The organism is Staphylococcus massiliensis (assembly GCF_043186315.1).
GTDB lineage: Bacteria > Bacillota > Bacilli > Staphylococcales > Staphylococcaceae > Staphylococcus > Staphylococcus massiliensis.
In genome coordinates, this window is sequence record NZ_CP171119.1 from 1,922,484 (window position 1) to 1,949,080 (window position 26,597).

Here is a 26,597-nt window from a genome sequence, read left to right on the forward strand (position 1 = left end):
TCACCTTCTTTTACTTAAAAATAAATATAGTGTTGCGTCAATGAACTGACGATAAATCATCACTGAATAATGAAATGCTATGGTACATACTAACTATACCATAGCATTAAACGTATCTATTTAAGAAACAATCATATGATAAATAACGTTCACAATTAAACTTCTGAAATAATTGGAATAATCATCGGACGACGACGTGTGCTATCAAATAGTAATTTACTGATTTGATCACGCATGTTTTGCTTCATCTCAGACCATTCAATGCGTTTCTCTTGAAGACCCGCTTCAACGATTTCACGCACTTTCTCTTCGGCCTCTTTTAATAACGCTTCGCTTTCTCTTACATAAACGAAGCCACGTGATTGAATTTCAGGCCCTGCTGCAATACGCTTATTCTTCTGATCAAGCGTAACAACAGCGATAAAGATACCATCCTCTGCAAGTAAGTGACGGTCACGTAGTACAATGTTACCAACGTCGCCAACACCGATACCATCGATTAAGACGTTACCTGCATGAACTTTTTCATTAAGAATCATTTCTTTTCCATCAAAGTTAATGACGTCACCGCGCTCAGCTAAAAAGATCTTCTCAGGCGCAACACCAGTTTCATTTGCAAGTTTTGCATGCGCAATTTGCATCTTGAATTCACCTTGAACTGGAATGAAATATTCGGGTTTCATAATATTTAACATCATTTTAAGTTCTTCCATACAACCATGACTTGAAGCATGAATTTTCTTGTTATTTGGAATAATGTTAGCACCAGCACGTGACAATTCGTTTAACGTATTACCGATAATCACTTCCATATTCGCACTAGCTGTAATCGCTAGGAATACAGAGTCGCCTTCTTCAATATTCATAATCTTATGCTTTTGACGTGCCATTTGGCTTAAAGCTTCAACAGGTTCTCCTTGCATACCTGTTGCGATAATAACGACTTCGTTTTTCGGATAATTTTCAACTTCATTAATCGGAATTAATAAGTCTTTAGGGATATCAAAATAGCCCATCTTACGTGCAGTATTAAACGAACTTTCTAAAGAACGACCTAAGAAAGAAACTTTACGGTTTAATTTCTTCGCAATATTTAAAACTTGTTGAATACGAACAAAGTTTGATGCATAACAAGATACAATTAAACGACCGTGTACCTTAGTAAACGCATCTTGCATATGACTTTCAATCACATTTTCAGGCGTATTGTAGCCTGGCTTTTCTGCTTCGGTCGAGTCACTAATTAAAGCAAAAACGCCTTTTTCGCCAATTTCAGTCATACGTTGTAAGTTTGGTGCATAATGACCATGTAAACTTTGATCAAATTTAAATTCACCCGTATAGACGATTGCACCATATGATGTATGAATACAAACACCTAAACTATCTGGAATACTATGTGTTGTGTTAAAGAATGTCACGTTCACGCTCTTGAAACGCATAATCGATTCGTCATTTACAACATAATAACGAACCTTTTTCTTGATGTTACGTGCTTTCATGTTTTCTTTAACTAAACCAATTGTTAATTTAGAACCATAAACAGGTGCGTCAACTTGTTCTAATACGTATGAAACAGCACCAATCGCATGTTCATGGCCATGTGTAAGGAATATACCTTTTAATTTATCTTTATTTTCAATGACATACTGAATATCAGGAATAACGATGTCGATTCCTAACATTTCATCTTCTGGAAACATGAGCCCAGCGTCTAACATGAACATCTCGTTATCAACTTCAACGATGTACATGTTTTTGGCAATTTCACCCACGCCTCCTAAGGGGATGATGCGTATGTTTTTATTATTTTTCTTTACTAATTTCAACTTGCTACCTCCTCATCATTTGCCCCGACCATATATGAATTCATTCTATATTATAAGTTAATTTAAGTTATATGTACAATTTGAGCTATTTATCACAAGGGTCTCTTTAGGTGTAATCGATTTAAGTTAGTGCGTATATTTAAAGGGCTTTTCAATCATTTAGGAAAAGCACTCTAAGATAACGATCAATGCTCTCGCGATATCCTAAAAAGTAAAGACCGGGACGATGTAAACAATCCCAGTCTTTCAATCATAATATGACTAAAATACATGTTACCTATTTAAATAAAGGTGATGACGTTTATTAGTCTAATAGGACTTTGTGAGATGCATTCACGCGACCTTGTTTATCAATTTCAGTTACTTTAACTTTAAACGTGTCGCCGACTTTAAGCACATCTTCTACTTTATTAATGCGTTCCTTAGAGATTTGTGAAATGTGAACAAGCGCATCTTTACCAGGGAATAATTCAACGAAAGCACCGTATTTCTCAATACGTTTAACTTTACCGTCGTAGATTTGGCCAACTTCAGCTTCACGCACGATATCTAAGATCCATTCTTTCGCACGTGTAATCATGTCTTGTTCTACTGAACCGATAAATACTGTACCATCTTGTTCGATATCAAGTTTAACACCTGTTTCATCAATAATTTCGTTGATTTGTTTACCACCTGGTCCGATTACGTCACGTATCTTTTCAGGCTTAATGGTAATTACTTCAACTTTCGGCGCGTATTTACTTAATTCAGAACGAGGTGTATCAATTGTTTCAAGCATATGCTCTAGGATATTTAAACGTCCAATACGAGCTTGTTCTAAAGCTTCTTCGATAACTTCTTTCGTTAAGCCATCAATTTTGATGTCCATTTGAATCGCTGTAATACCTTCTTTAGTACCCGCTACTTTGAAGTCCATGTCACCTAAAGCATCTTCCATACCTTGGATGTCTGTAAGAATTGTGTAGCTATCTTCACGTGTTACTAAGCCCATCGCGATACCTGCTACAGGTGCTTTAATTGGTACACCAGCATCCATTAACGCTAATGTAGAACCACAAATTGACGCTTGTGAAGAGGAACCATTTGATTCTAAAACTTCACTTACAATACGAACTGTGTATGGGAAGTCCTTTTCATCAGGAATTATGTGTCTTAATGCACGTTCACCTAATGCACCATGACCAATTTCACGACGTCCTGGCGCTCTAACTGGTCCAGTTTCACCTACTGAGAAGTTAGGGAAGTTATAATGATGCATAAAGCGTTTATGTTCTTCAGGTCCAAGTCCATCGATTAATTGATAGTCACCTAACGCACCTAAAGTTAATACAGATAAGGCTTGCGTTTGGCCACGTGTAAATAACCCTGAACCGTGAGCTCTTGGTAATAATCCCGTTTCTGATGATAATGGGCGAATTTCATCAGGTTTACGACCATCAGGACGGATTTTTTCGTCTGCGATAAGACGTCTTACTTCTTCTTTGATGATTTGATTCATAATGGCATTTACATCATTAATGAGTGCTTCGTTATCAGGATCTTCTTCATCGACATATAGCGCTACAATTTCGTCACGAACCGCATCGATTTTATCTTCACGTTCTTTTTTATCTTCAGTTTGAATCGCTTTTTTAAGGCCTTTTTCTTCAGCTTGCGCAACGACCTTCTCCTCTAAGTCCGCATCTTTAATTGGCGGTGTGAATTCAATTTTTTCAGGTTGAATGTGGTCAATAATCTCTTGTTGAAAAGCCACTAAACGTTTAATTTCTTCATGACCGAAAAGAATGGCTTCTAACATCTCTTGTTCCGTAATTTCTTTCGCACCAGCTTCAACCATGTTAACTGCGTCTTTATGTCCAGCAACTTCTAGGTCCAGACGTGAAACCTCTTTTTGTTCTTTATTCGGATTAATGATATATTCACCATCAATATACCCAACATTAACGCCAGCAATTGGGCCTTGGAATGGAATATCAGATACAGATAGTGCCATAGAAGAACCAATCATTGCAGCCATTTCTGGTGAACAATCTGGATCCGCACTTAAAACCGTATTCATGATTTGAACGTCATATCGATACCCTTCTGGGAAAAGTGGACGAATAGGTCTATCGATTAAACGTGCAGTTAAAGTTGCATCATCGCCTGGTCTACCTTCTCTTTTTTTAAAGCCACCTGGAATTTTACCAGCAGCGTACATTTTCTCTTCATAGTTAACCATTAATGGGAAGAAGTCCCCATCTCTAGGTTCTTTAGATTGAACAGCAGTAGATAATACAACTGTTTCACCGTAACGAACTAATACAGCACCGTTAGCTTGTTTCGCTAATTGACCTGTTTCAATCGTTAACGGTTTATTTGCCCATTCCGTTTTGAATATTTTCTTTTCTTGAGACATTATGAATCTCCTCTCCATCGTCTATTATCCTTATCATAACATTTATTAAAGTAAATGAATAATACAAATTTATAGAAAAAAAAGAGAGTGTAACAGCTTAAAGTGTCACACTCCCTTAAGTAGAAATTCGTCTACTAATTTATAAAACTTAAGTTAAAGTTTAGATTAACGACGAAGACCTAATGATTTAATTAATTCACGGTAACGTTGGATGTCGTTGTCACGTAAGTAAGTTAATAAGTGTTTACGACGACCAACCATTTTTAATAAACCACGACGTGAATGGTGGTCTTTTTTGTGTACACGTAAGTGTTCGTTTAAAGCAGTGATTTCAGCAGTTAAAACTGCTACTTGTACTTCTGGAGAACCAGTGTCTGCTTCGTGTGTACGGTATTCTTTAATGATTTCGTTTTTACGTTCTTGTGAAATTGCCATTATCAATTTCCTCCTTTAATTTTAGTGTCGCCTTAATCTGAGCAAAGCGCCGGAGGGTCAACTTGCCAAGAGAAAGGTCCTTCAAAACAAATACGTTAATTTGTTCGACTTATATATTATAAGAGATATCGTCTTCAAAATCAACCGATAATAAATACTTTGCACGTTCTTTATCTTGATTCATTTGTTCAACAAGCGGATCGATACCATTAAATTTTTGTTCAGGTCTTAAATAATGATGCCAGAATACAGTGACACGTTCACCATAAATATTCTCATCAAAGTCAAAAATATTCACTTCAATTACAATGTGCGACGTATTAGGATCGTGGAATGTAGGTTTAACGCCTACATTACAGACACCGCGGTAAACCTGGTCACTCGGTCCAATAGCTAAGCTTACGGCATATACGCCTTTTTTAGGTAATACGAAATCATCGCTTGGCTCAATATTTGCCGTAGGAAAGCCGATTGTACGCCCACGTTTTTCACCTTGAACAACCGTACCTTTAATTTGATAACGGTATCCAAGTTGTTCATTTGCATATTGAAGCTCGCCTTCTTTTAGAGCTTTACGAATCGCAGTTGTAGAAATTTTTTCATCATTTAAATCTTCCTTACCAACAACTGTACAGTTAAAATGATTGTCTAACGCCTGTAGTACCGCCATATTACCTTTACCAAACTTTCCAAAGGTAAAGTCAAAGCCAGCAATAACTTCTTTAACATTATTCTGAATGAGATACTGATCAATAAATGCTTCAGCAGTAACACTCGCGAATCGTGATGAAAAGTTCACGACTAAACAATAATCGATACCCATTTCTTCAATCATTTCAAGTTTATAAGGTAGTGGTGTTAAGTAATCAGTACGCTTACGCTCAGGATTTAATACAACAGATGGATGAGGGTCAAACGTCATAACTGCTTTTTTCAATCCTTCACGAGAAGCGATTTCATCTAATTTTTCGAATACCTTTTGATGCCCTCGATGTAATCCATCGAAAAAGCCAAGGGCCATCGCGATGTTTTCATTGATAAATTGTTCTTTTTGAATCGGATGTGTAATTTCAATAACTTCCATGCCAATACTCCTTTAATTGAAGACCTTTTTTGGTTTAAGTTCATCATTTTTAGAAGGATGAATTTCATAGATAGCGAGCACTTTGTTCGTTCTAATATCCTTCATAACACATATATCTTTAATATCTTGTTTAAAGTAACGTCGCTTAAATTTTTGCCCATTTAGAATTCGTTTAACTAATTGGTCATCATCAATTTCAATTGTTAACAATGCATTCAATCCATATTCTAATGGAAATAATTCAGACTGTAACTTCTCTTGCTCATGTAACGTTCGAATCTCTTCTAGTGTAAAGCTATCATTTAAATTAAAGCCACCACTATTCGTACGCTCAAGTTGATGCATGTGCGCTGGCTTACCAAGCTTACGGCCGATATCAGTTGCGAGTGTTCTAATATACGTACCCTTACCACATGTCACTTCTATTTCAAAATATAGCATATCATCCTGATAGTTTAAGTCACCTAAACGCGCGATTTTATGAATATAGATTTGGCGTTCAGGTCGTTCTACGGTTTCATTGTTACGCGCATATTCATATAAACGTTTCCCTTTAACCTTTACAGATGAATACATTGGCGGTATTTGTGTCGTTTCACCTAAAAATGAAGCTAAAACGTCATCAATTGTCTCATTAGAAAACGCATCGACCTCAATCGCTTCAGAATCCAATACGTCGCCCGTTTGATCCTCTGTCGTTGTACTTTGACCAACCGCTATGGTTGCACGATACGTTTTACCCATTTCCATGATATATTCACTGACTTTAGTAGCACTACCTATACAAACAGGTAATACACCTGTAACTTCTGGATCTAATGTACCAGTATGACCGACCTTTTTCGTTTTCAAAATTTTTCGTAGTTTGAAGACTACATCATGACTCGTAAGCCCTTTAGGTTTATTTACAGGCAAGATGCCGTGATACATACTTTCACTTCCCTAAACGATATTTACATAAAAAATAAGCCGAGACATTACCTATCTCGACTGTTTTGTATGGTATATTAATCTTTTTTGTGTAAATCTTGAATCATTTTTTCAATTTTATTACCATATTCAATCGATTCATCATATTCAAATTCAAGTTCTGGTACAATACGTAAACTTAAACGGTTTCCAATTTCTGATTTTAAAAAGCCTTTTGCTTTTTCTAAACCTTTAAAAGTATCTTCACGTTCTTTCTCACTACCTAGAACAGTTAAGAATACCTTAGCTTGTGATAAATCGCTTGTAACGCGTACATCTGTAATTGTTAAGAAACCAATTCTAGGATCTTTAACTTCATTATTAATGATGTCCATTAATTCTTGCATCATTTGTTGACCTACACGTTCACTTCGCATATTACTCATTTTCTCACCTCATTTATTTATTATGGTAAGATGCTTCTTATTATAAAAATTATAGACTAGAGTTTACCTATTCGTCAATTGACTCCTTTTCATGATCTCGTCAATAACGCCCTTATCCTTAATCGATCTTATAGTTACAGATTCTTTATGATAATCAAAACTCAGATGATAGTGATTGAAAGATTTATGGCATTCTACATTTCGCATTTCTCTAAAGCGGAACGTATCTAAATAAAGTGGGTAAATCGGAGCTAATGGTTCGAATGTCACACTTGTTTCAGATAATATGACGTGACCTGGTATCGAAATCTTTCGAAATAAGTTAATTTCACGACGACATTTATATTTGGTTTCTTGATTAGATTTTAATTCAGTCATATTTGTTCACATCCTCTACTCTTATTATATAGCGGTAGCAGACATATAAATATGACTTTTTTATTAAATATTTACGTCGTGTGATTTGTATATTCCCTCTTTGAAAATGAACTTCAAATTTTCATTCCTTAAATCTATTTTCCTTTTCAAAAAGCAAAATAGAAGGAGCGAATGTGAAGTCAACAAACTCCCTATTTCGCTCCTTAAGAATCATCTAGCTCTATAATATTAAGCATCTTTCAAACGAACATAGATAAAGTAAAGTAATAACCTTTAAGGCTAGAACTTACTTAATCCCGTCGTTCGAAATCGTGTTATCTTTCAATTTCTACCATTACAAATGCTTCGATAATGTCGCCTTCTTTAAGGTCATTATAGTTAGAAATTGTAATACCACATTCATAACCTTTAGCAACTTCTTTAGCATCGTCTTTGTAACGTTTAAGGGTATCTAATTCGCCTTCGAATTGAACAATACCATCACGAATAATTCTTACACCAGAATCACGTGTGATTTTACCGTCTGTTACGTAACTACCAGCGATTGTACCTACTTTAGATACTTTGAATGTTTGACGTACTTCTGCTTGACCGATAACTTTCTCTTCGTATTCAGGGTCAAGTAGACCTTTCATCGCTGATTCAATTTCTTCAATAACGTTATAGATAACACGGTGTAAACGCATATCTACGTTTTCAGCTTCTGCTGCACGCTTAGCACCAGCATCTGGACGTACGTTAAAGCCGATGATGATACCGTTTGATGCATTCGCTAATGTTACGTCTGATTCATTGATTGCACCTGTTGCAGTATGAATAATACGTACATTAACACCTTCAACATCAATCTTCATAAGTGAAGCAGATAATGCTTCTACAGAACCTTGAACGTCACCTTTGATGATAACGTTTAAGTCTTTCATTTCACCTTGTTTCATTTGTTCAAATAAGTTATCAAGTGAAACGTTTTTACTTTCTTGACGTTGATTTAAGATATTTTCTTGATGACGTGCTTCACCGATACGGCGTGCTTGTTTTTCATCTTTGAATACAACGAAGCGGTCACCTGCTTGAGGTACGTCATTAATACCTGTGATCTCAACTGGCGTAGAAGGTCCTGCAGATTTAATACGTTGACCTAAGTCATTTACCATCGCACGAACTTTACCGTAAGCATTACCAACTACAATCGCATCACCTACGTTAAGTGTACCGTTTTGTACTAGTAATGATGCAGCTGGACCTCTTGATTTATCAAGTTCCGCTTCAATCACCGTACCAACAGCGCGTTTATCTGGATTAGCTTTAAGCTCTTGAACTTCTGATACAAGTACTAACATTTCAAGTAAGTCATCGATACCTTCACCATTTAAAGCTGAAAGTGGAACGAAAATGGTATCGCCACCCCAGTCTTCAGGGATAAGACCATACTCAGTTAATTCTTGCATCACTCGATCTGGATTAGCAGTTGGTTTATCGACTTTATTCACTGCCACGATAATAGGTACATCTGCTTCTTTCGCATGGTTAATCGCTTCAATTGTTTGTGGCATTACACCATCATCTGCCGCAACCACTAAGATCGTAATATCAGTTACTTGAGCACCTCTAGCACGCATCGTCGTGAATGCAGCGTGTCCTGGTGTATCTAAGAATGTAATTGTTTTACCATCGTTCTCAATTTGGTAAGCACCGATATGTTGAGTGATACCGCCTGCTTCACCTTCAGTAACACGTGTATCACGGATAGTATCTAATAATGTCGTTTTACCATGGTCAACGTGACCCATGATTGTAACGATTGATGGACGTTCAATTGCATTTTCATCTTCTTCGTCTTCATCATCAAAATAAGTTGATAAGTCTTTGTCGTCAACAATAACTTCTTCTTCAACTTCTACACCATAATCTGAAGCAATTAACTCTAAAGCTTCAACATCAAGTGATTGGTTGATATTAGCCATAATACCAAGCATAAATAACTTCTTGATGATTTCAGAAGAATCAACGTTCATTTTCTCAGCTAACTCACCAACAGTGATGCCTTCTTGATAATAGATTTTCTCTGGAATCTCTTTCTTTTCTTTAGGCTCAGCTGATTGCTTGTTATTTTTCTTATTGTTTTTGTTGTTCTTTTTATTTTTGTTATTTTTCTTGTTGTTTTTCTTGTTCTTAGGTTGGTTTTGGTTCTTTTGATTCTTTTGGTTGTTGTTCTTTGTGTTTTTATTTTGTTGTTTGTGATTATCTTGAGTTGATGCAGTGTCTTTGTTGGATTTAAATACTTTATCTAAAGCTTTGACTTGATCCTCTTCAAGTGCTTGCATGTGATTGGAAACTTCCACGTTCATCTTTTTTAATTCATCTATAATATCTTTACTTTTTAAGTTTAATTCTTTTGCATATTCGTAAATTCGTTTTTTACTCATATAATCACTCCTTACTATATTCATCCAGCAAGGACAATAGTTTTTTCGAAAAACCATTATCCGTAATTCCTACATTCACTCGCTCCCCTTTACCAATTGCTTCACCTAACTCATGACGTTGGCCGAAAAATCTAAGCGGGACTTGATAGGTATTACATTTATTTTTCATTACTTTAATTGCGTTGTCACTCGCATCATGAGGTAGAATGACTAATTTGACCTGGCGTTTTTTTAAGCTATTTACAATAACGTCTTCCCCTGTTTTGACTTTTCCTGCACGCATCGCTAACCCTAAAAAGTTAAGAATTTGCGTCTTCATCATTTCGGAATCTCTTCACGATAGATTAAGCGAATAATCTCTTTATAAACAGGCTCTAAAGTTTCTTGATTACTTTTAAAGAACTTTTCAAGTGTTTCTTGTTCTTGTGCCTTTTCAACAAGATTTAAGTCCTTTGAAACATACGCGCCACGTCCTTGCTTCTTGCCAGTGCCGTCCGCAAAGATGTCGCCTTCTTTATTTTGAACGACACGAATCATGTCTTTCTTAGGTTTCATTTCTTGCGAGAGAATACATTTTCGCATTGGGATCTTCTTTTTCTTCAATGACTATCCCTCCAAATTAAGCTTCGTCTTCGTTTTTAGCAACTGATTCATTATCTTCAGAAGTCTCATTGTCGTCATCTTCTGTAGCTGTCTCAGTGCTTTCTTCTGTAGTTGTTTCCGTACTGTCATCAGTAGTTGTTTCGACTTGTTCGTCAGAAGTAACGTCTTGTTCTTCTATAGTAGTATCTACATCTTCTTCTAGAACGTCATCATCTGCTTCTTCAGTCTCTTGTACAGGATAAATACCTGCTTCACGAGCATCCGTTTCAGATTTAATATCTATTTTCCAACCTGTTAATTTAGCCGCTAAACGTGCGTTTTGACCACGTTTACCAATTGCTAAAGATAATTGATAATCAGGTACTACAACTGTAGTTGATTGATCAGCTTCATCAACAATAACAGATAGTACTTGTGATGGACTTAAAGCATTGCGTACGAATACTTTAGGGTCTTCACTCCATTGAACGATGTCGATTTTTTCGCCACCTAATTCTTCAACTACCGCTTCAACACGCGCACCTTTAGACCCTACGCATGCACCTACTGCATCGATATCTTCGTTATCAGAGTGTACACTGATTTTAGAACGGTCGCCAGCTTCACGTGCTACAGATTTCACAATAACTGTACCCTCGTAAATCTCTGGAACCTCTTGTTCAAATAAACGTTTTAAAAGCCCAGGATGACTTCTTGAAACATAGATTTGAGGTCCTTTAGTAGTTTGTTCTACTTTATTGACATAGACCTTAATGCGTTCATTCGGAATATAGCTTTCATTAGGACTTCTTTCAGCCTCAGATAACACAGCTTCAGTACGACCTAAGTTAACGTATACATATCTATGGTCTACACGGTCGATTAAACCTGTCATAATGTCTTCTTCTTTATCAATAAACTCATCATAAAGAATTTCACGCTCAGCATCACGTAAGCGCTGCATAACTGCTTGTTTAGCTGCTTGTGCACCCACACGACCGAAGTCTTTAGGTGTAACATCTTCTTCATAGATGTCGCCTTCTTCGTAAGCTGGGTTTTTCTCTAGTGCTGTTGAAATATGAACTTCATCACGATCGTCCATTACTTCTTCTACAACACGTTTACGTGAGATAACTCTAAATGAACCTACGTCCATATTTAATTCTACACGTACGTTGCGCGCACTGTCGTAGTTCTTTTTATAAGCAGTAATTAATGCTGCTTCAATCGCATCAATTAAAACTTCTCTAGGAATCTTTTTTTCCTTTTCTAAATATTCAACTGCTAATAGTAATTCATTACTTTCCACTTTAGTTCCTCCTTATCACGGTTAAATCATAACTGCATGTCTTGCTTTAGCAATTTTGTTTCTAGGAATTTCAATATCTTTTGTATTAGATTTAACTTTAATTTCCATGACAATCGTGTCTTCATCTACTGATTTAAGAATACCTAAATATTCTTTACTACCATCAATTGGTGCATAAAGAGAAACGAATATGGGTTGCGTGACCGCATTTTGATATTCTTTTTCCTTTTTAATCGGGCGTTCTGCACCAGGAGATGCTACGTCTAAATAATACATTTCTGGGATTGGATCTTCTTCATCCATAACTTCACTGATTTTCTCAGAAGCTAGCGTACAGTCATTTAAATCGACGCCACCAGGTTTATCTATGGAAATTCTAAGAAAATGATCTTTACCTTCTTTAACAAATTCAACTTCAACAAGGTCATAATTTAATTCATCAAGGACGGGTTGTATTATTGTTTCAACTTTTTCAGTTACTTTACTCATACGAGCCTCCTTTAAAATAACAAATAGAAAAGAGTGGGACAAAACCCACTCTTTCTGCTGAGTCATATTTTTTAAGCAAGTATATTATACCACAGGTTCAATGCGTTAACAAATGTAACCTTTACGAACGCCTTCATATCACAACTTTACATATCGAATATAGAAAGTTGTGCTTTATCCGGCATGTTAGGTAATGAGCCTAGGGCATCGAGATAATCGATGACTTTTTGAGAAACACCTGCTTTTTTATTAAGGTCTTCTTTTGATAAGAAAGGTCCCTCTTCACGGGCTTCCACAATACGTTTCGCAACATTCTCACCTAGACCTGGTACTGCAATAAATGGCGGAATAAGCGTATCGCCTTCAATAATAAATTCAAACGACTGACTCTTCTCTAAATCAATCGGTTTCATACGAAAGCCACGATGCGCCATTTCATTCATAATTTCAAGAACCGTTAAGACGTCTTTCTCTTTCTTACCAAGTTCCATAAAGCGTTGGTACATATCTTGAATCGTACTCTTAATACCTTCTTTATCTTTAATCATCGTCAGTAAATCAAAGTCAGATGCACGAACTGTAAAGTATGACGCATAGTAATAAAGTGGATAATGTACTTTGAAATAAGCGATACGTACGGCCATAAGTACATAAGCTGCGGCATGGGCTTTAGGGAACATGTACTTAATCTTCTTACATGAATCTAAATACCAATCCGGAACGCCATTTTCCTTCATCGTTTCTTCCCATTCTTCTTTCAAGCCTTTACCTTTACGCACGGCCTCCATAATTTGGAAGGCAAGCGCTGGTTCAAGCCCTGCGTACATTAAGTAAACCATGATATCATCACGACAACCAATCGTACCTGATAAATCACACGTACCTGAGCGCACAAGTTCCTGCGCATTACCTAACCACACGTCAGTACCATGTGACAACCCAGAAATTTGAACCAATTCTGAGAAAGTCGTTGGTTTCGTGTCCTCTAACATTTGACGTACGAACCCTGTACCAAATTCAGGTACACCAAACGTTCCAGTCTTACAAAGAATATCTTCTTCAGTTACGCCTAAACTCTCAGGACTACTAAAGATTTGCATCGTTTCTTTATCATCAACCGGTATCGTTTGTGGATCTATACCTGATAAGTCTTGTAGCATACGAATCATCGTTGGGTCATCGTGCCCAAGTATATCAAGCTTTAACACATTATCATGAATCGAATGGAAGTCAAAGTGCGTCGTCATCCAAGCTGACGTTTGGTCATCGGCTGGATATTGAATCGGCGTGAAATCATAAATATCCATATAATCTGGCACAACGATAATACCACCAGGGTGCTGACCAGTCGTACGCTTAACACCCGTACAACCTTTAACCAGTCGGTCTACTTCAGCACCGCGTTTATGAATTCCTTGGTCATTTAAATAACCTTTCACGAAACCGAACGCTGTCTTTTCCGCAACCGTACCGATTGTACCCGCTCTGAATACTTTATCCTCCCCGAAAAGCACTTTCGTATAGTTATGCGCTTCAGGTTGATATTCACCACTAAAGTTCAAGTCGATATCGGGTACCTTATTACCTGTAAATCCTAAGAATGTTTCGAACGGAATATCTTGGCCTTCTTTAATCAATTCAGTACCACATTTCGTGCAACATTTATCTGGTAAATCAAATCCTGAACCAACAGAACCATCATTAAAGAATTCACTTTCCTTACATGTCGGACAAATATAATGCGGTGGTAATGGGTTAACTTCTGTAATCTCTGTCATTGTAGCGACAAAGCTTGATCCAACCGAACCACGTGAACCTACTAAGTAACCATCTTCAAGGGACTTTTTAACAAGACGTTGTGAGATTAAATAAATAACTGCGAAGCCATTACCAATGATACTCTCAAGTTCCTTTTCAAGACGGTCAATAACGATTTGAGGTAAGTCATCACCATATAAAGCTTTCGCGTTGTTATAACTAAGTTCACGAATCTCCTCGTTCGCACCATCCATATTAGGTGTATAAAGCTTATCTTTAATCGGTACAACCTCTTCGATGCGATCCGCTAATGCATTCGGATTATCGATTACGAATTCTTTCGCTTGTTCTTCACCTAGAAAATGAAAGGCATCTAACATTTCGTCTGTCGTTCTAAAATGCGCTTCAGGTAATGTTGAACGGTTCAATGGATTACCTGGTTGTGACGCAATTAAAATCTTACGTGCGATATGATCTTGTTCGTGTAAGTAATGCACATTACCTGTCGCAATAACTGGTATGTGATTCTTCTTACCAACATCAATCAATCTGTTATAAATTTCATGCAACGTATTCGTATCTCTGATAAGTTCACGGTCGATTAAATCTTGATATAAAGCTGGAGGTTGTATTTCGATAAAGTCATAGTACTTCGCGATACGTTCAACAGAACTTTGATCTTTCTGCATCACTGCTGTAAAGACTTCACCTTCGTCACACGCACTACCAACTAAGATACCTTCACGATATTCGTCCAGTACTGATCTTGGAATACGGGCTGTACGATAGAAATACGTCACTAATGACGAACTTACAATCTTAAATAAATTCTTAAGACCTTGTTGATTCTGAACAATTAATGTAACGTGGCTTGGTCGCGCACGTTTATACGCATCTTCGTTAGACAATTTTGTATTAATCTCATTATGGTTCGTAACATTGAGTTCTTTTAATTGCTTTAACATCTTAATGAAGATATAAGCTGTTGCTTCTGTATCGTAAATCGCTCTGTGGTGTTGCGTTAGTTCAACGCCATATTTCTTAGCTAAGAAATTCAAACCATGCTTACCATACTCTGTATTAACAGTACGTGATAATTCAAGCGTATCAATAACTGCGTTTGAAGATGGTCCAAATCCTAATCGTTCATAACCTGTATCAATAAAGCCCATATCGAATGAAGCGTTATGCGCGATAAAGATACTGTCACCGACCCACGCTTTAAATTCAGTAAGCACTTCATCAATTTCAGGCGCGTCTTTCAACATATCATCTGTAATGTGCGTTAAGTTGATGATGGTCTCAGAGAGCTTTTCATGGGGGTTACTAAATCGCTCGAATTTATCAATAATCTCGCCATTATGCACTTTCACAGCCGCAAGCTCAATAATCTTATCGTACTGATTGGATAAACCAGTTGTCTCAACGTCAAATACTACGTACGTTGCGTCTTCAAGCGGAATATCTTGCGGTTTATAAGCAATCGGCACGCCGTCATCAACAAGCATACCTTCCATACCATAAATCATCTTGATGCCGTGTTTAGAAGCGGCAGCGTGCGCATCTGGAAACGACTGCACACCATTGTGATCCGTCACCGCAATCGCTTTGTGCCCCCATTTCGCTGCTTGTTCAACATAACCACCTATATGTGTCACGCCGTCCATTTGACTCATAGATGAGTGTAAATGAAACTCAACACGTTTCTCTTCAGATTTATCTTGTTTCGGTGTCTTCTTAATTTCTTGGATATCAGACATCATCATCACGAGGTCACGGATAAACATATCTTCTTCAATACGACCTTGAGCACGCACCCATTTACCTTCACTCAATGCTTTGAAATGTTCTAAGTCATCTTTACGCTTACGTGTGAACATCTTAAGCACAAGCGAATCCGTGTAGTCTGTAACCTTTAATTCTATAATGTGACGACCGCTTTTCAACTCTTTAATATTGATATCAAAGATAACACCTTCGATAGCTACCTTAAATTCTTCTTCTATAATGGATTCAATCGGACGCACATTTTCGACTTGGATCGGTTTACCAATCTCACATTTATCAACCGCGCTATCATTGTTATCCTGTTGTTTCTCCTTCTCTTGCTTCATCTTCTCGAGTTTCTCTGAAGCTTCACGCGCACTCTTCTCATCTTCTTCTTGAATGTGCGCTTCAAGAGAGGCTAAATCATCGTCATGATCACTGTCATCCGTTTTGAAGATGACTTTATCAATATCAAACCCACAGTTTTGAAAGGCTTTTACAAGACTGCCATTACATACCTTATCAAAGTGATTACGTTCAATATCATTCGAAACCATTACCTTAAGAACGTTACCAGATGTAATCAGTTTCTTTTGCTTCAGTTGGCCCTTAACTTTCGGTGATAAAGCAGTTTGATCAATACAATGTGGGAAATAAGAAATCGCATGCTCATCTTTAATAGATTGATCCTTGATATTAAATTTCCAGTTCACTTTCGCGATATCTTCAAATTCAGTTACAAGCGCATTCGTAAATATAAGGAAGTCTTCATGCGATAAAAAATGTGGTAGCGTGATATTAAATGTCCAACATCGATTAGACACTGAAACGTCTACACGTTCTAATTCGCCTTGTTCTATTATTTGTGCGTCAAGTTGGTTGGCTATTTTTATCTGATCAGCCAATATTTTAAACTTTTGTTGGTTAGTTATATCCAAGTTAGTTACCACCTTAATGTATAAGTTAACGCTTAAGTCATAATTTATATACTTTCATAAGTTGTAAGATACTTTAATTTATTAATCTCACTTAATTGATGTATCGGTTAGTATTGGCTTAATGCTTTACGCCTTTCACGGTGCACTTTACGCGTTTCACAATTCACATTTCGCCCCTTGAAAAGCCCTTTCAAAAGCACTTTTTGATAAAACCTGCGTACATTTGGTTCCGGTACATAAGTCTTGAAATAGAGCATTTAAGCTTTATTTCATACGATTCTCAAAACAGCTGACTCAGAGGGCGGGGCCCCGGCAAAGAAATTTGCGCAAGCAAATTCTAAAGCTAAGGAAGCCGGGGTTTTCAATGTTATGAGCAAAGAAGCTCAGGCTTCTTTGTAAGTTCAACTAACGAATTTTAAATTCGAGTTGAACTTTACAGGAAAGCATGCTGTTTAAGAGAATTGTAGTAATATGTCCCAGAACCTTTTTCAATACTTTAATCAACCGAATACATCTTCTATAAGCTTTAAAGCTAAAAAAGCTGAGACATCTATACTTAGCGTTCATAAATGTCTCAGTTTGAATATGTCATGACTTATTAAAATCATATACTAAGTATATAATATTGATAATTGTTTAACTTAGTATAACAAATTTTAACCGGTCATGCTTATTTAATTTCTTGGAAAATCTGTGTTAAGTGCGATGTTAAATCATCAATATGAACTTCATCGCCTTCACCATTATCACGGCGTTTCACTTCAACAATTTGTTCATCTGCACGCTTACCTACAACTACGCGTACTGGTAAACCAATGAGGTCAGCATCATTAAATTTAACACCTGCACGTTCTTTACGGTCATCATAAAGTACATCATAGATCGTTGATAAAGATGTATAAAGCTTGTCACCTAAAACTTGTTGCTCTTCTTTTTTAGGATTAATCGTAATTAAGTGTACATCAAACGGTGTAACGGACTTCGGCCAAATAACACCATTGTCGTCATGGTTTTGTTCAACAATCGCACTAAGCGTTCTTGAAACACCAATACCATAACAGCCCATAATTAAAGGCTCACTACGGCCATCTTGATTTAGGAATGTCGCGTTCATTGCTTCTGAATAACGCGTACCGAGCTTGAAGACTTGACCAACTTCGATACCTTCTTTGAATTTAGATTCGCCTGAACCATCCGCAAGAGGTTCACCTTCAAGAATAAATCTGAAATCACCAAATTCATTAACCTTAAAGTCACGTTCTAAATTCGCATTGATGTAATGGTAATCATCTTCGTTCGCACCTACAACAATGTTAGCCATATCTTGAACAAAGTTATCCGCATAAATCGTAATGTCTTTATCGGTAATTGGACCTAATGAACCAGGGTTAGCACCAAGTAAGTTAAAGATATCGTCTTGTGTAGCCATTTCGATTGCATCAGTTGCGAAATGCGCTTTAAGTTTAACGTCATTGATTTCATGGTCACCTCGTACAAGAACCATGATATATTCACCATCAACTTTAAAGACCATAGATTTAACGATTTTGTCTAAACCGATATTAAGATGTTTGGATAAATCTTTGACCGTTTTTACTGAAGGTGTATCTATCTTTTCAAGTGCTTCAGGTGACGCGTTTGACGGATTCGCTTCATAAACCACTTCTGCTTTTTCAATATTCGCGGCGTAATCACTATGCTCACTATAAACAATCGTATCTTCACCGATATCACTCAAAGCCATGAATTCGTGTGTATGATTACCACCAATAGCGCCTGAGTCAGCGACAACTGGACGTGCGCTAATACCTACTCGCTTAAATATCGTTGAATAAGCTTGGTACATCGCTTGATACGTTTCATCTAAAGATGCTTCATCACTATGGAATGAGTATGCGTCTTTCATAATGAACTCTCGGCCACGTAATAATCCAAAGCGTGGGCGTTTTTCATCTCTAAATTTCGTTTGAATTTGGAATAATGTAATAGGAAGACGTTTGTAAGACTTTAATTCATCTCTTACTAATGATGTAATAACCTCTTCATGTGTAGGTCCTAAAGCGAACTCACGACCATGACGGTCTTTCATACGCATTAACTCTGGACCGTAAGCTTCCCAACGCTTAGATTCTTCCCATAATTCTTTTTGTTGCATAACGGGCATTGATACTTCTACTGCATCAATATTTTCCATTTCTTCACGTACGATATGTGAAATGTTGTTAAGTACGCGTGTTGCAAGTGGTAAGTAGCTATACACACCACTTGTCATTTGTTTGATTAAACCTGCTTTTAATAATAATTTATGACTTATCGCTTCAGCCTCAGCTGGTTCTTCTCTAAGTGTTGGGATAAACATTTTAGTTTGTCTCATAAGTCTAACTCCTCCTTTTTATAAAAAGTAACGTTGTAAATCATTCCATGTTACTAAAATCATTATAACAATAACGAATATCGCACCAGCACCGATGATATATGTCTCAGCTTTTTTATTAACTGGCTTTCTAAATATCGCTTCGTAAATGACAAATAAGATTCTACCACCATCTAATGCAGGAATTGGTAGTAAGTTCATGATACCTAGGTTAACACTTAATAAAGCAGTCCAACCGATTAAGTTAATAATACCCGTTTTAACTACAGTATCAACGTTTTTATAAATACCAACTGGTCCATTAAGCATGTCGAATGAGAAACCACCAGTGAAGATACTCGCAATCATACCGACAACTGCTGTAAAGATGTATGTACCTGCTTTAAAGGTACGTTCAATACCATATATAAATGGCTCAAATATAGAATGTTTCATTTCAGGTGTGAAACCAAGTAAATACGACTCTACTGTTCGTGTTTTACTTACCTTTTGTTTGACCTTCTTAGGTGTAAACGTTGCAGTTTTCTCTTTGCCATCACGTTCATATGTTAACTTAGACGATTCACCTTTAGATTGATCTAAAGCATCTTTAACGTCTTGCTGTGAGTCAATTTTATGATCGTTAATTTTGGTGATCTCATCACCTTTTTGAAGGCCGATCTTCTCAGCTGGAAAGTCCTTTTCAATATCTTTAACGACATTACTTGGAACCCCTTGGAAATAAGCAAGTCCGATGAACAAGATACCAGCTAAAATGAAGTTGAATAATGGGCCTGCGAAAAGTGTTAAAAACTTTTGGTAAGGCTTCTTATAAGTAAGTTGACGGTGCTTAGGTGCAATTTGGATAAGGCTACCATTTTCAACAAAGTAAGCTTTGTCTGCAATTTTATAACGATGACGTTCTTCATCAAAGCCCATGATACCTTCAGCGAACAAGTCGGATTTGAAATCACATTTCTTAACTTCCATAGATTCAATTTGTTGGAACTTATGTTGATCATCTAAGAGAATATGTGTGATCTCATCTTTATCATTAAGTTTAACTTTAATGTTCATACCTGGTTGCACGGGTGGTTCTTCTAAACCATCACCAGCCATACGTACATAACCACCTACAGGTAAAAGACGAATCGTATATAATGTTTCACCTTTACGAAAGTGATAAATTTTAGGACCCATCCCGATTGCAAATTCAGGACACATAATACCTGCTTTTTTAGCAAAATACATATGCCCAAATTCATGCACAAATACTAAAAGACCAAATACACACATGAATGCAATAATTGTAATTAACACTGATTTACACCTCGTAATTCTTAGATTTATAATACTGATCGACTTCTAAAATGTCTTCAAGTGTTGGATTTAATTTAACGTCGTGTTCGGACATTTCTTTTTCAATTAAATGCTCAATATCTAAAAATGAAATCTCACCTTTTAAAAATTTAGCAACTGCTACTTCGTTCACGGCATTTAATACAACTGGCATCGTACCACCGACTTTAATCGCATCATATGCGTATTTTAAGCAACGATAACGTTCTAAATCCATTTCATTAAAATGAAGTTTTTGAATGTCTGCTAAATTTAATGATGGTGCATCATGCTTGATACGTTCTGGATACGTGAATGCGTACTGAATCGGCATTCGCATATCAGGCGTACCAAGCTGAGCCATCACACTTGTATCTTCAAATTCTACCATCGAATGAATAATACTCTCTTTATGTAGGATAGTCTCAATTTGATCAATATCTAAATCGAAAAGCCATTTCGCTTCTATAACTTCAAACCCTTTATTCATCATAGTAGCTGAGTCTATTGTAATTTTGTGACCCATAGACCAGTTAGGGTGATTCAGTGCATCTTCCACAGTAACATCTTTAAGTTCGTCTCGAGATAAATCTCTAAAAGAACCGCCACTAGCAGTAATTACGACTTTCTTTATTTTCTTAGGGTCTTCCCCATTTAAACATTGAAAAATCGCAGCATGCTCTGAATCAACTGGTAGAACTGCTACGTTGTTCGCTTTGGCATGCTGCATCACAATTTCGCCAGCAACAACAAGTGTTTCCTTGTTTGCTAAAGCAATATCTTTCTTAGCTTCAATCGCTTGGATGGTTGGTCTTAAGCCTACACTTCCAAGTAAAGAATTCAATACGACATCCGATTTATGGAATGTCGCAACTTCAATTAACCCTTGTTGTCCTGAAACAACTTTTATATCATACGCAGATAACGCTGCTTTATCTTCACTTAACTTAACTGAAACTAATTCAGGGTTATGTTCTTCAATAACCTGTTTTGCAAGTTCAATATTTTCTCCTACTGAAAATGCGACTAATTTAAATTCATCTGGGTGATTTTTAATCACGTCTAAAGCTTGTGCTCCAATAGAACCTGAAGCACCTAGTATCGCTATATTTTTCATAAATTTAATTCACCTTAGTTTTGGATTAATAAAATATTCATAAGTGGTAAAACGAACATGAAACTATCAAATCGATCTAAAATACCACCATGACCTGGTAATAGACGACCCGAATCTTTCACACCAAAGTGACGTTTAAATCCAGATTCTACAAGGTCACCTAATTGACCAAACATACTAAAAATAACAGTACTAATTAACAATAACCACATCGGGTAATGGAAATCAACAACGAGGCTTAGTAAAAGTGGTACTAATAAACTACAGAATATCCCACCAATAAAACCTTCTATTGTCTTATTTGGACTAATGACCGGCCATAACTTGTGTTTACCAATCATTTTACCGAATATATACGCACCCGTATCTGTCAACCAAACCGTACATAAAGCAAGTAAAATAAATTGTAAACCAGCTGTTCTTGTTTCGTAGAAGTACATGAAGCCGATTCCAACATAAGCAATACTCATAAGACAAAATGCCGCATCCATAAAACTAAAACGGTTTTTAGACATAACCGTATAGCTTAAAAATACGAAACTTAGAATCGTAAGCGTTTTTAATTGGTAGACACCGACCCATGATCCAGCGTTTTGTGGGAACATGATAATCAATAGTGCCAAAGTACTGATTAATCCAGGGATGGATAAAATTTTGATTTGGTTCATATTCAAAAGCTCTTTTAAAGCGATGATAGCAAGTAAATATGAAAACGCAATTAAAGGCGTACCACCGTAAAGTACAAACGGTAAAAAGACGAGTAATGCTATTATCGTCGTAATAGTTCTTACTTTCATAATAAGCTCCTTAACTTACAATCCTCCAAATCGTCTTTGACGGGATTGATATATTTTTATACATTCTTTTAGATCATCTGCATCGAAATCTGGCCATAGCTTTGAATTGAAAATAAATTCACTATATGAAAGTTGCCAAATTAAGAAATTACTAATACGTTGTTCTCCAGATGTACGAATTAATAATTCAGGATCTGGGTAATGTTTAGTCATAAGATGAGAAGAGAATTGTGCTTCAGTTAAATCATCGATAGACTGCTCACTATTTTGTAACTCATGATAAAGTGATTTCACGCTATGGATAATTTCTGCACGTCCACCATAGTTAATCGCAAAAATAAGACGTAAACCTTGGTTATCCTTCGTACGTGCTTTTGCAGTTTCAATTGCTTCACGTGTCTTTTCAGGCAATTGATCAACAAAACCAACTGTCTCAACCTTTACGTCTTTTTCAATAAGTTCTGGTAAGAATGTAGATAAGAAATCTATCGGTAAACTCATAATATATTTAACTTCTTTTTCAGGTCTTGACCAATTCTCCGTTGAAAAGGCATATAACGTTAAATATTTTACTCCAATATTACTTGCTTCGCGTGTAATTCTCTTAATCGTTTGCATACCTTCATAATGTCCTTTAATACGCGCTAGTTTGCGATTTTTAGCCCATCTACCATTACCATCCATAATTATAGCGATATGTTCTGGAATATTATGTAAATCTAATTCTATATTCTGTTTATCTGTATCTTTTTTATTTTTAAACTTATTAAACATGGTCTATCCTCCGCGCCTGACTATGTCTCTGTATTATAATAGGTTTTTCATGCAATTATCTACCATTTTATCACACAGAACGGCTTGGTTGAATAAACAAACAAAAAAACTGTACCAAAGTTGTATTTGGCACAGTTCTTAAATGTTTATATATTATACAGCCATAACGTCTTTCTCTTTATCATCAACTAATGTGTCGATGTCTTTGATAGACGCATCTGTAATCTTTTGAACTTCATCTGTTTGACTTCTTAATTCGTCTTCAGAAATCTCACCGTTCTTTTCTTCTTTCTTAAGCGCATCGTTCGCATCACGACGGATGTTACGGATAGAAACTTTACCATTTTCACCAAGCTTCTTAACTTCTTTGAAGATTTCTTTACGACGTTCTTCAGTTAATGCTGGTACCGTGATACGGATTACTTCGCCATCGCTTGAAGGATTTACACCTAAGTTCGCTGCGTTAATCGCACGCACAATATCATCTAAAGATGACTTATCATATGGAGATAGTACAAGTAAACGTGCTTCTGGAACGTTAATACTTGCTAATTGTTGAACTGGAGTTGGCGCACCGTAATAGTCAACGTTAACACCGTTTAATAAGTTAGAGTTAGCACGACCTGCACTAATGTTTGCAAGTTCACGTGATAAACTATCGATCGATTTTTTCATTCTTGTCTTAGCATCTGCAATGATGTCAGCCATTTCTTTCACCTCAAATTATTTTGTAATTAATGTACCAATTTTCTCACCCATAACAGCACGTTTAATGTTACCTTCTTCCATAATTGAGAAGACTGTTAATGGAATATTATTGTCCATACAGAATGATGAAGCAGTAGAATCCATAACTTGTAAGCCTTCTTGTAACATTTGAATGTGAGTTAAGTGGTCATATTTCTTAGCATCGCTATTTGTCTTAGGATCTGCAGAGTAAACACCATCTACATTGTTTTTACCCATTAAGATAACGTCTGCTTCTACTTCAGCAGCACGTAATGCAGCTGTTGTATCAGTAGAGAAGTATGGATTACCGATACCTGCAGCGAAGATTACAACGCGTTTCTTCTCTAAATGTCTGATAGCACGACGGCGGATGTATGGTTCAGCTACTTGCTTCATTTCAATTGAAGTTAGAACGCGTGTATCACAATCTAGTTGCTCTAAGCTATCTTGTAATGCTAATGCGTTCATCACTGTTGCAAGCATACCCATATAGTCAGCAGTACCACGGTCCATACCTAGATCGCTACCTGTTTTACCTCTCCAGATATTACCGCCACCAACGATAACTGCAATTTCACAGTCCATTTTAGATACTTCTGCTACTTGTTGTGCAATGCTTTTGATAATCATTGGATTAATACCAAATCCTTTATCGCCAGCTAATGCTTCTCCGCTAAGTTTCAAAACTACACGTTTATAATTAGAAGATTCAGTCATAGTCATTTCCTCTCTATAATCAGGATATGTACAATATACAATTAAAGAAGACACAATAGGTCTTCCTAAAAGCTTTAACTTTACTAAATAATAACATATTCATAAAGCTTTAAGCTATAAGGAAAACACAAAAGGTGCCTTCTTAACTGTTGATTGTGCTTTATTTATTCATTTGGCCTTTAACTTCATCAGCGAAGTTTTCATCACGTTTTTCTAAACCTTCACCAACTTCGTAACGTACGAAGTCAACAAGTTTACCGCCTTTAGATTTTAAGAAAGCTTCAACTGTTTGATCTGGGTCTTTAACGAAGTCTTGATCAACAGCACAGATTTCTTGTAAGTATTTACGTAAACGACCTTCAACCATTTTTTCAACGATGTTTTCTGGTTTACCTTCGTTAAGTGCTTGTTGTTTTAATACTTCTTTTTCGTGATCTAATTCTTCTTGGTTTACATCTTCAGATGAAACGTATTTAGGGTTGATAGCTGCAACGTGCATAGCTACGTCTTTAGCAGCTTCTTCATCGTTAGAACCTTCAACTACAGTTAATGCAGCGATACGTCCACCCATGTGTAAGTAAGCACCAAATGCGTCATCATCATTTTTAGTTCTTACAGCGAAACGACGTATGCTTAATTTTTCACCGATTGTAGCAACTTCTTCTGTCATACGATCAGAAACAGTTTGACCATTTTCAAATTTAGTTTCTAATAATTCTTCAACAGATGCTGGTTTAGTAGCAAGAATTTGGTTAGCAATTTCTTTTACTAGACCTTGGAAACCTTCATTACGAGCAACGAAGTCAGTTTCAGAGTTAACTTCAACTACTACTGCTTCATTTCCTTTAGTTTCAACGTGAGTAATACCTTCTGCAGCGATACGGTCAGCTTTTTTAGCTGCTTTTGAAATACCTTTTTCACGAAGGTAATCAATTGCTTTATCAATATCTCCATCAGTTTCAGTTAGCGCTTTTTTACAATCCATCATTCCTGCGCCAGTTTTTTCACGTAATTCTTTTACAAGTTTAGCTGAAATTGCCATTTTAATTCCTCCAATATGTTCTTGTTAATATATTTTAAAAAAAGGTGATAAGCTTATTATCTTATCACCCATTTTAAGAGTATACTTAGTTTGATTCAACAGATGTGTTTTCTTCTGATGATTCAGACTCTGATTTAGCCTCTTCATCAAGGTTGATGTTTTGCTCAGCCGCAACTTCTTCGTTAGAAACACCTTGTTGACCTTCTAAGATAGCATCTGCCATTTTACCAGTTAATAATTTAACGGCACGAATAGCATCGTCGTTTGCTGGGATCACATAATCGATTTCATCTGGATCACAGTTAGTATCAACAATACCTACGATTGGAATACGTAATTTACGAGCTTCCGCAATAGCATTACGCTCTTTACGAGGGTCAACTACGAATAATGCTTGAGGCATTGATTTCATATCACGAATACCGCCTAAGAATTTGATTAAGCGATCGTATTCTTTTTTAAGTTCAACTACTTCTTTTTTAGGAAGTACTTCGAAAGTACCGTCTTCTTCCATTTTTTCAATTTCAGAGATACGTTTAACACGTTTAGAAATTGTTTTGAAGTTTGTTAAGATTCCGCCTAACCATCTTTGGTTAACGTAGAATTGGCCAGCACGTTCTGCTTCAGCTTTAACTGAGTCTTGTGCTTGTTTTTTAGTACCAACGAATAGTACTTTACCGCCATCTTCTGATAATTGTTTAAGGAAGTTGTATGATTCCTCAACTTTCTTCACAGTTTTTTGAAGGTCGATGATATAGATACCATTTCTTTCTGTGAAGATGTATTTTTTCATTTTTGGGTTCCAACGGCGTGTTTGATGACCGAAGTGAACACCTGCTTCTAGTAATTGTTTCATTGAAATTACTGCCATGTATAATTCCTCCTTGGTTTTTTCCTCCACATAAAACTCATATAAAGACGATTTATTAACATCGCACCTTTTATACTTTGGTTTTACGTGTGTGTGTTTAGCTTAATA

Annotated in this window: 22 protein-coding genes; all 22 read right to left on the reverse strand. The window is 36.5% G+C overall.

Annotated features, from left to right (window positions below):
• Positions 1-155: 155 nt before the first annotated feature.
• The 22 genes from rnjB to rpsB all read right to left on the reverse strand — a co-directional run bounded on the left by rnjB (position 156) and on the right by rpsB (position 26,489).
• Complete coding sequence (gene rnjB, locus ACF3N8_RS09310; protein ID WP_238100708.1) at positions 156-1,829, reverse strand: ribonuclease J2; 1,674 nt, start codon at positions 1,827-1,829, stop codon at positions 156-158.
• Between the two features lie 304 nt (positions 1,830-2,133).
• The gene (pnp, locus tag ACF3N8_RS09315) at positions 2,134-4,230 is read right to left on the reverse strand and encodes a polyribonucleotide nucleotidyltransferase (protein ID WP_238100709.1); all 2,097 of its coding nucleotides are present in this window, start codon (positions 4,228-4,230) and stop codon (positions 2,134-2,136) included.
• A 165-nt stretch (positions 4,231-4,395) separates the two neighbouring features.
• On the reverse strand, positions 4,396-4,665 hold the full coding sequence (gene rpsO, locus ACF3N8_RS09320; RefSeq protein WP_009381760.1) for a 30S ribosomal protein S15: 270 nt from the start codon (positions 4,663-4,665) through the stop codon (positions 4,396-4,398).
• 109 nt (positions 4,666-4,774) lie between these two features.
• Positions 4,775-5,749: a bifunctional riboflavin kinase/FAD synthetase gene (locus tag ACF3N8_RS09325; RefSeq protein ID WP_238093562.1), complete on the reverse strand. Its 975-nt coding sequence runs from the start codon at positions 5,747-5,749 to the stop codon at positions 4,775-4,777.
• Between the two features lie 12 nt (positions 5,750-5,761).
• Positions 5,762-6,679 carry a tRNA pseudouridine(55) synthase TruB gene (gene truB / locus ACF3N8_RS09330; RefSeq protein ID WP_238100710.1) on the reverse strand — a complete coding sequence of 306 codons (918 nt, stop codon included), beginning with the start codon at positions 6,677-6,679 and terminating at the stop codon, positions 5,762-5,764.
• A 77-nt stretch (positions 6,680-6,756) separates the two neighbouring features.
• Positions 6,757-7,104 (reverse strand): 30S ribosome-binding factor RbfA, encoded by a 348-nt coding sequence (rbfA, locus tag ACF3N8_RS09335; RefSeq protein WP_009381754.1) that lies wholly within the window; start codon positions 7,102-7,104, stop codon positions 6,757-6,759.
• A 63-nt stretch (positions 7,105-7,167) separates the two neighbouring features.
• On the reverse strand, positions 7,168-7,482 hold the full coding sequence (locus ACF3N8_RS09340; RefSeq protein ID WP_009381752.1) for a hypothetical protein: 315 nt from the start codon (positions 7,480-7,482) through the stop codon (positions 7,168-7,170).
• A gap of 314 nt (positions 7,483-7,796) precedes the next feature.
• Positions 7,797-9,908, reverse strand: a complete 2,112-nt coding sequence (gene infB / locus ACF3N8_RS09345) for a translation initiation factor IF-2 (RefSeq protein ID WP_238093564.1) — start codon at positions 9,906-9,908, stop codon at positions 7,797-7,799.
• Between the two features lie 4 nt (positions 9,909-9,912).
• The gene (locus tag ACF3N8_RS09350; RefSeq protein ID WP_009381749.1) at positions 9,913-10,230 is read right to left on the reverse strand and encodes a ribosomal L7Ae/L30e/S12e/Gadd45 family protein; all 318 of its coding nucleotides are present in this window, start codon (positions 10,228-10,230) and stop codon (positions 9,913-9,915) included.
• Positions 10,227-10,511: an RNase P modulator RnpM gene (gene rnpM / locus ACF3N8_RS09355; protein ID WP_009381746.1), complete on the reverse strand. Its 285-nt coding sequence runs from the start codon at positions 10,509-10,511 to the stop codon at positions 10,227-10,229. The genes ACF3N8_RS09350 and rnpM overlap by 4 nt, the downstream gene beginning before the upstream one ends.
• A gap of 16 nt (positions 10,512-10,527) precedes the next feature.
• Positions 10,528-11,799: a transcription termination factor NusA gene (gene nusA, locus ACF3N8_RS09360; RefSeq protein WP_009381745.1), complete on the reverse strand. Its 1,272-nt coding sequence runs from the start codon at positions 11,797-11,799 to the stop codon at positions 10,528-10,530.
• Between the two features lie 21 nt (positions 11,800-11,820).
• Positions 11,821-12,288, reverse strand: coding sequence for a ribosome maturation factor RimP (gene rimP, locus ACF3N8_RS09365; RefSeq protein WP_009381744.1), 468 nt, complete (start codon positions 12,286-12,288; stop codon positions 11,821-11,823).
• A gap of 146 nt (positions 12,289-12,434) precedes the next feature.
• A complete protein-coding gene (locus ACF3N8_RS09370) occupies positions 12,435-16,751 on the reverse strand; it encodes a PolC-type DNA polymerase III (RefSeq protein WP_392449851.1) in 4,317 nt (1,438 codons plus the stop codon).
• Between the two features lie 670 nt (positions 16,752-17,421).
• Positions 17,422-19,125, reverse strand: a complete 1,704-nt coding sequence (locus tag ACF3N8_RS09375; RefSeq protein WP_392449852.1) for a proline--tRNA ligase — start codon at positions 19,123-19,125, stop codon at positions 17,422-17,424.
• A gap of 18 nt (positions 19,126-19,143) precedes the next feature.
• Positions 19,144-20,400 carry an RIP metalloprotease RseP gene (gene rseP / locus ACF3N8_RS09380; protein WP_238100743.1) on the reverse strand — a complete coding sequence of 419 codons (1,257 nt, stop codon included), beginning with the start codon at positions 20,398-20,400 and terminating at the stop codon, positions 19,144-19,146.
• Positions 20,401-20,428: 28 nt separating this feature from the next.
• On the reverse strand, positions 20,429-21,559 hold the full coding sequence (locus ACF3N8_RS09385) for a 1-deoxy-D-xylulose-5-phosphate reductoisomerase (RefSeq protein WP_009381738.1): 1,131 nt from the start codon (positions 21,557-21,559) through the stop codon (positions 20,429-20,431).
• Between the two features lie 14 nt (positions 21,560-21,573).
• Positions 21,574-22,356, reverse strand: a complete 783-nt coding sequence (locus ACF3N8_RS09390) for a phosphatidate cytidylyltransferase (protein WP_009381736.1) — start codon at positions 22,354-22,356, stop codon at positions 21,574-21,576.
• Positions 22,357-22,371: 15 nt separating this feature from the next.
• Positions 22,372-23,130: an isoprenyl transferase gene (locus ACF3N8_RS09395; protein WP_009381734.1), complete on the reverse strand. Its 759-nt coding sequence runs from the start codon at positions 23,128-23,130 to the stop codon at positions 22,372-22,374.
• 153 nt (positions 23,131-23,283) lie between these two features.
• The gene (frr, locus tag ACF3N8_RS09400) at positions 23,284-23,838 is read right to left on the reverse strand and encodes a ribosome recycling factor (RefSeq protein ID WP_009381732.1); all 555 of its coding nucleotides are present in this window, start codon (positions 23,836-23,838) and stop codon (positions 23,284-23,286) included.
• Positions 23,839-23,853: 15 nt separating this feature from the next.
• Positions 23,854-24,576, reverse strand: a complete 723-nt coding sequence (gene pyrH / locus ACF3N8_RS09405) for a UMP kinase (RefSeq protein WP_009381731.1) — start codon at positions 24,574-24,576, stop codon at positions 23,854-23,856.
• Positions 24,577-24,736: 160 nt separating this feature from the next.
• Positions 24,737-25,618, reverse strand: coding sequence for a translation elongation factor Ts (gene tsf, locus ACF3N8_RS09410; RefSeq protein ID WP_009381729.1), 882 nt, complete (start codon positions 25,616-25,618; stop codon positions 24,737-24,739).
• 85 nt (positions 25,619-25,703) lie between these two features.
• A complete protein-coding gene (gene rpsB, locus ACF3N8_RS09415) occupies positions 25,704-26,489 on the reverse strand; it encodes a 30S ribosomal protein S2 (protein WP_009381728.1) in 786 nt (261 codons plus the stop codon).
• Positions 26,490-26,597: the final 108 nt, after the last annotated feature.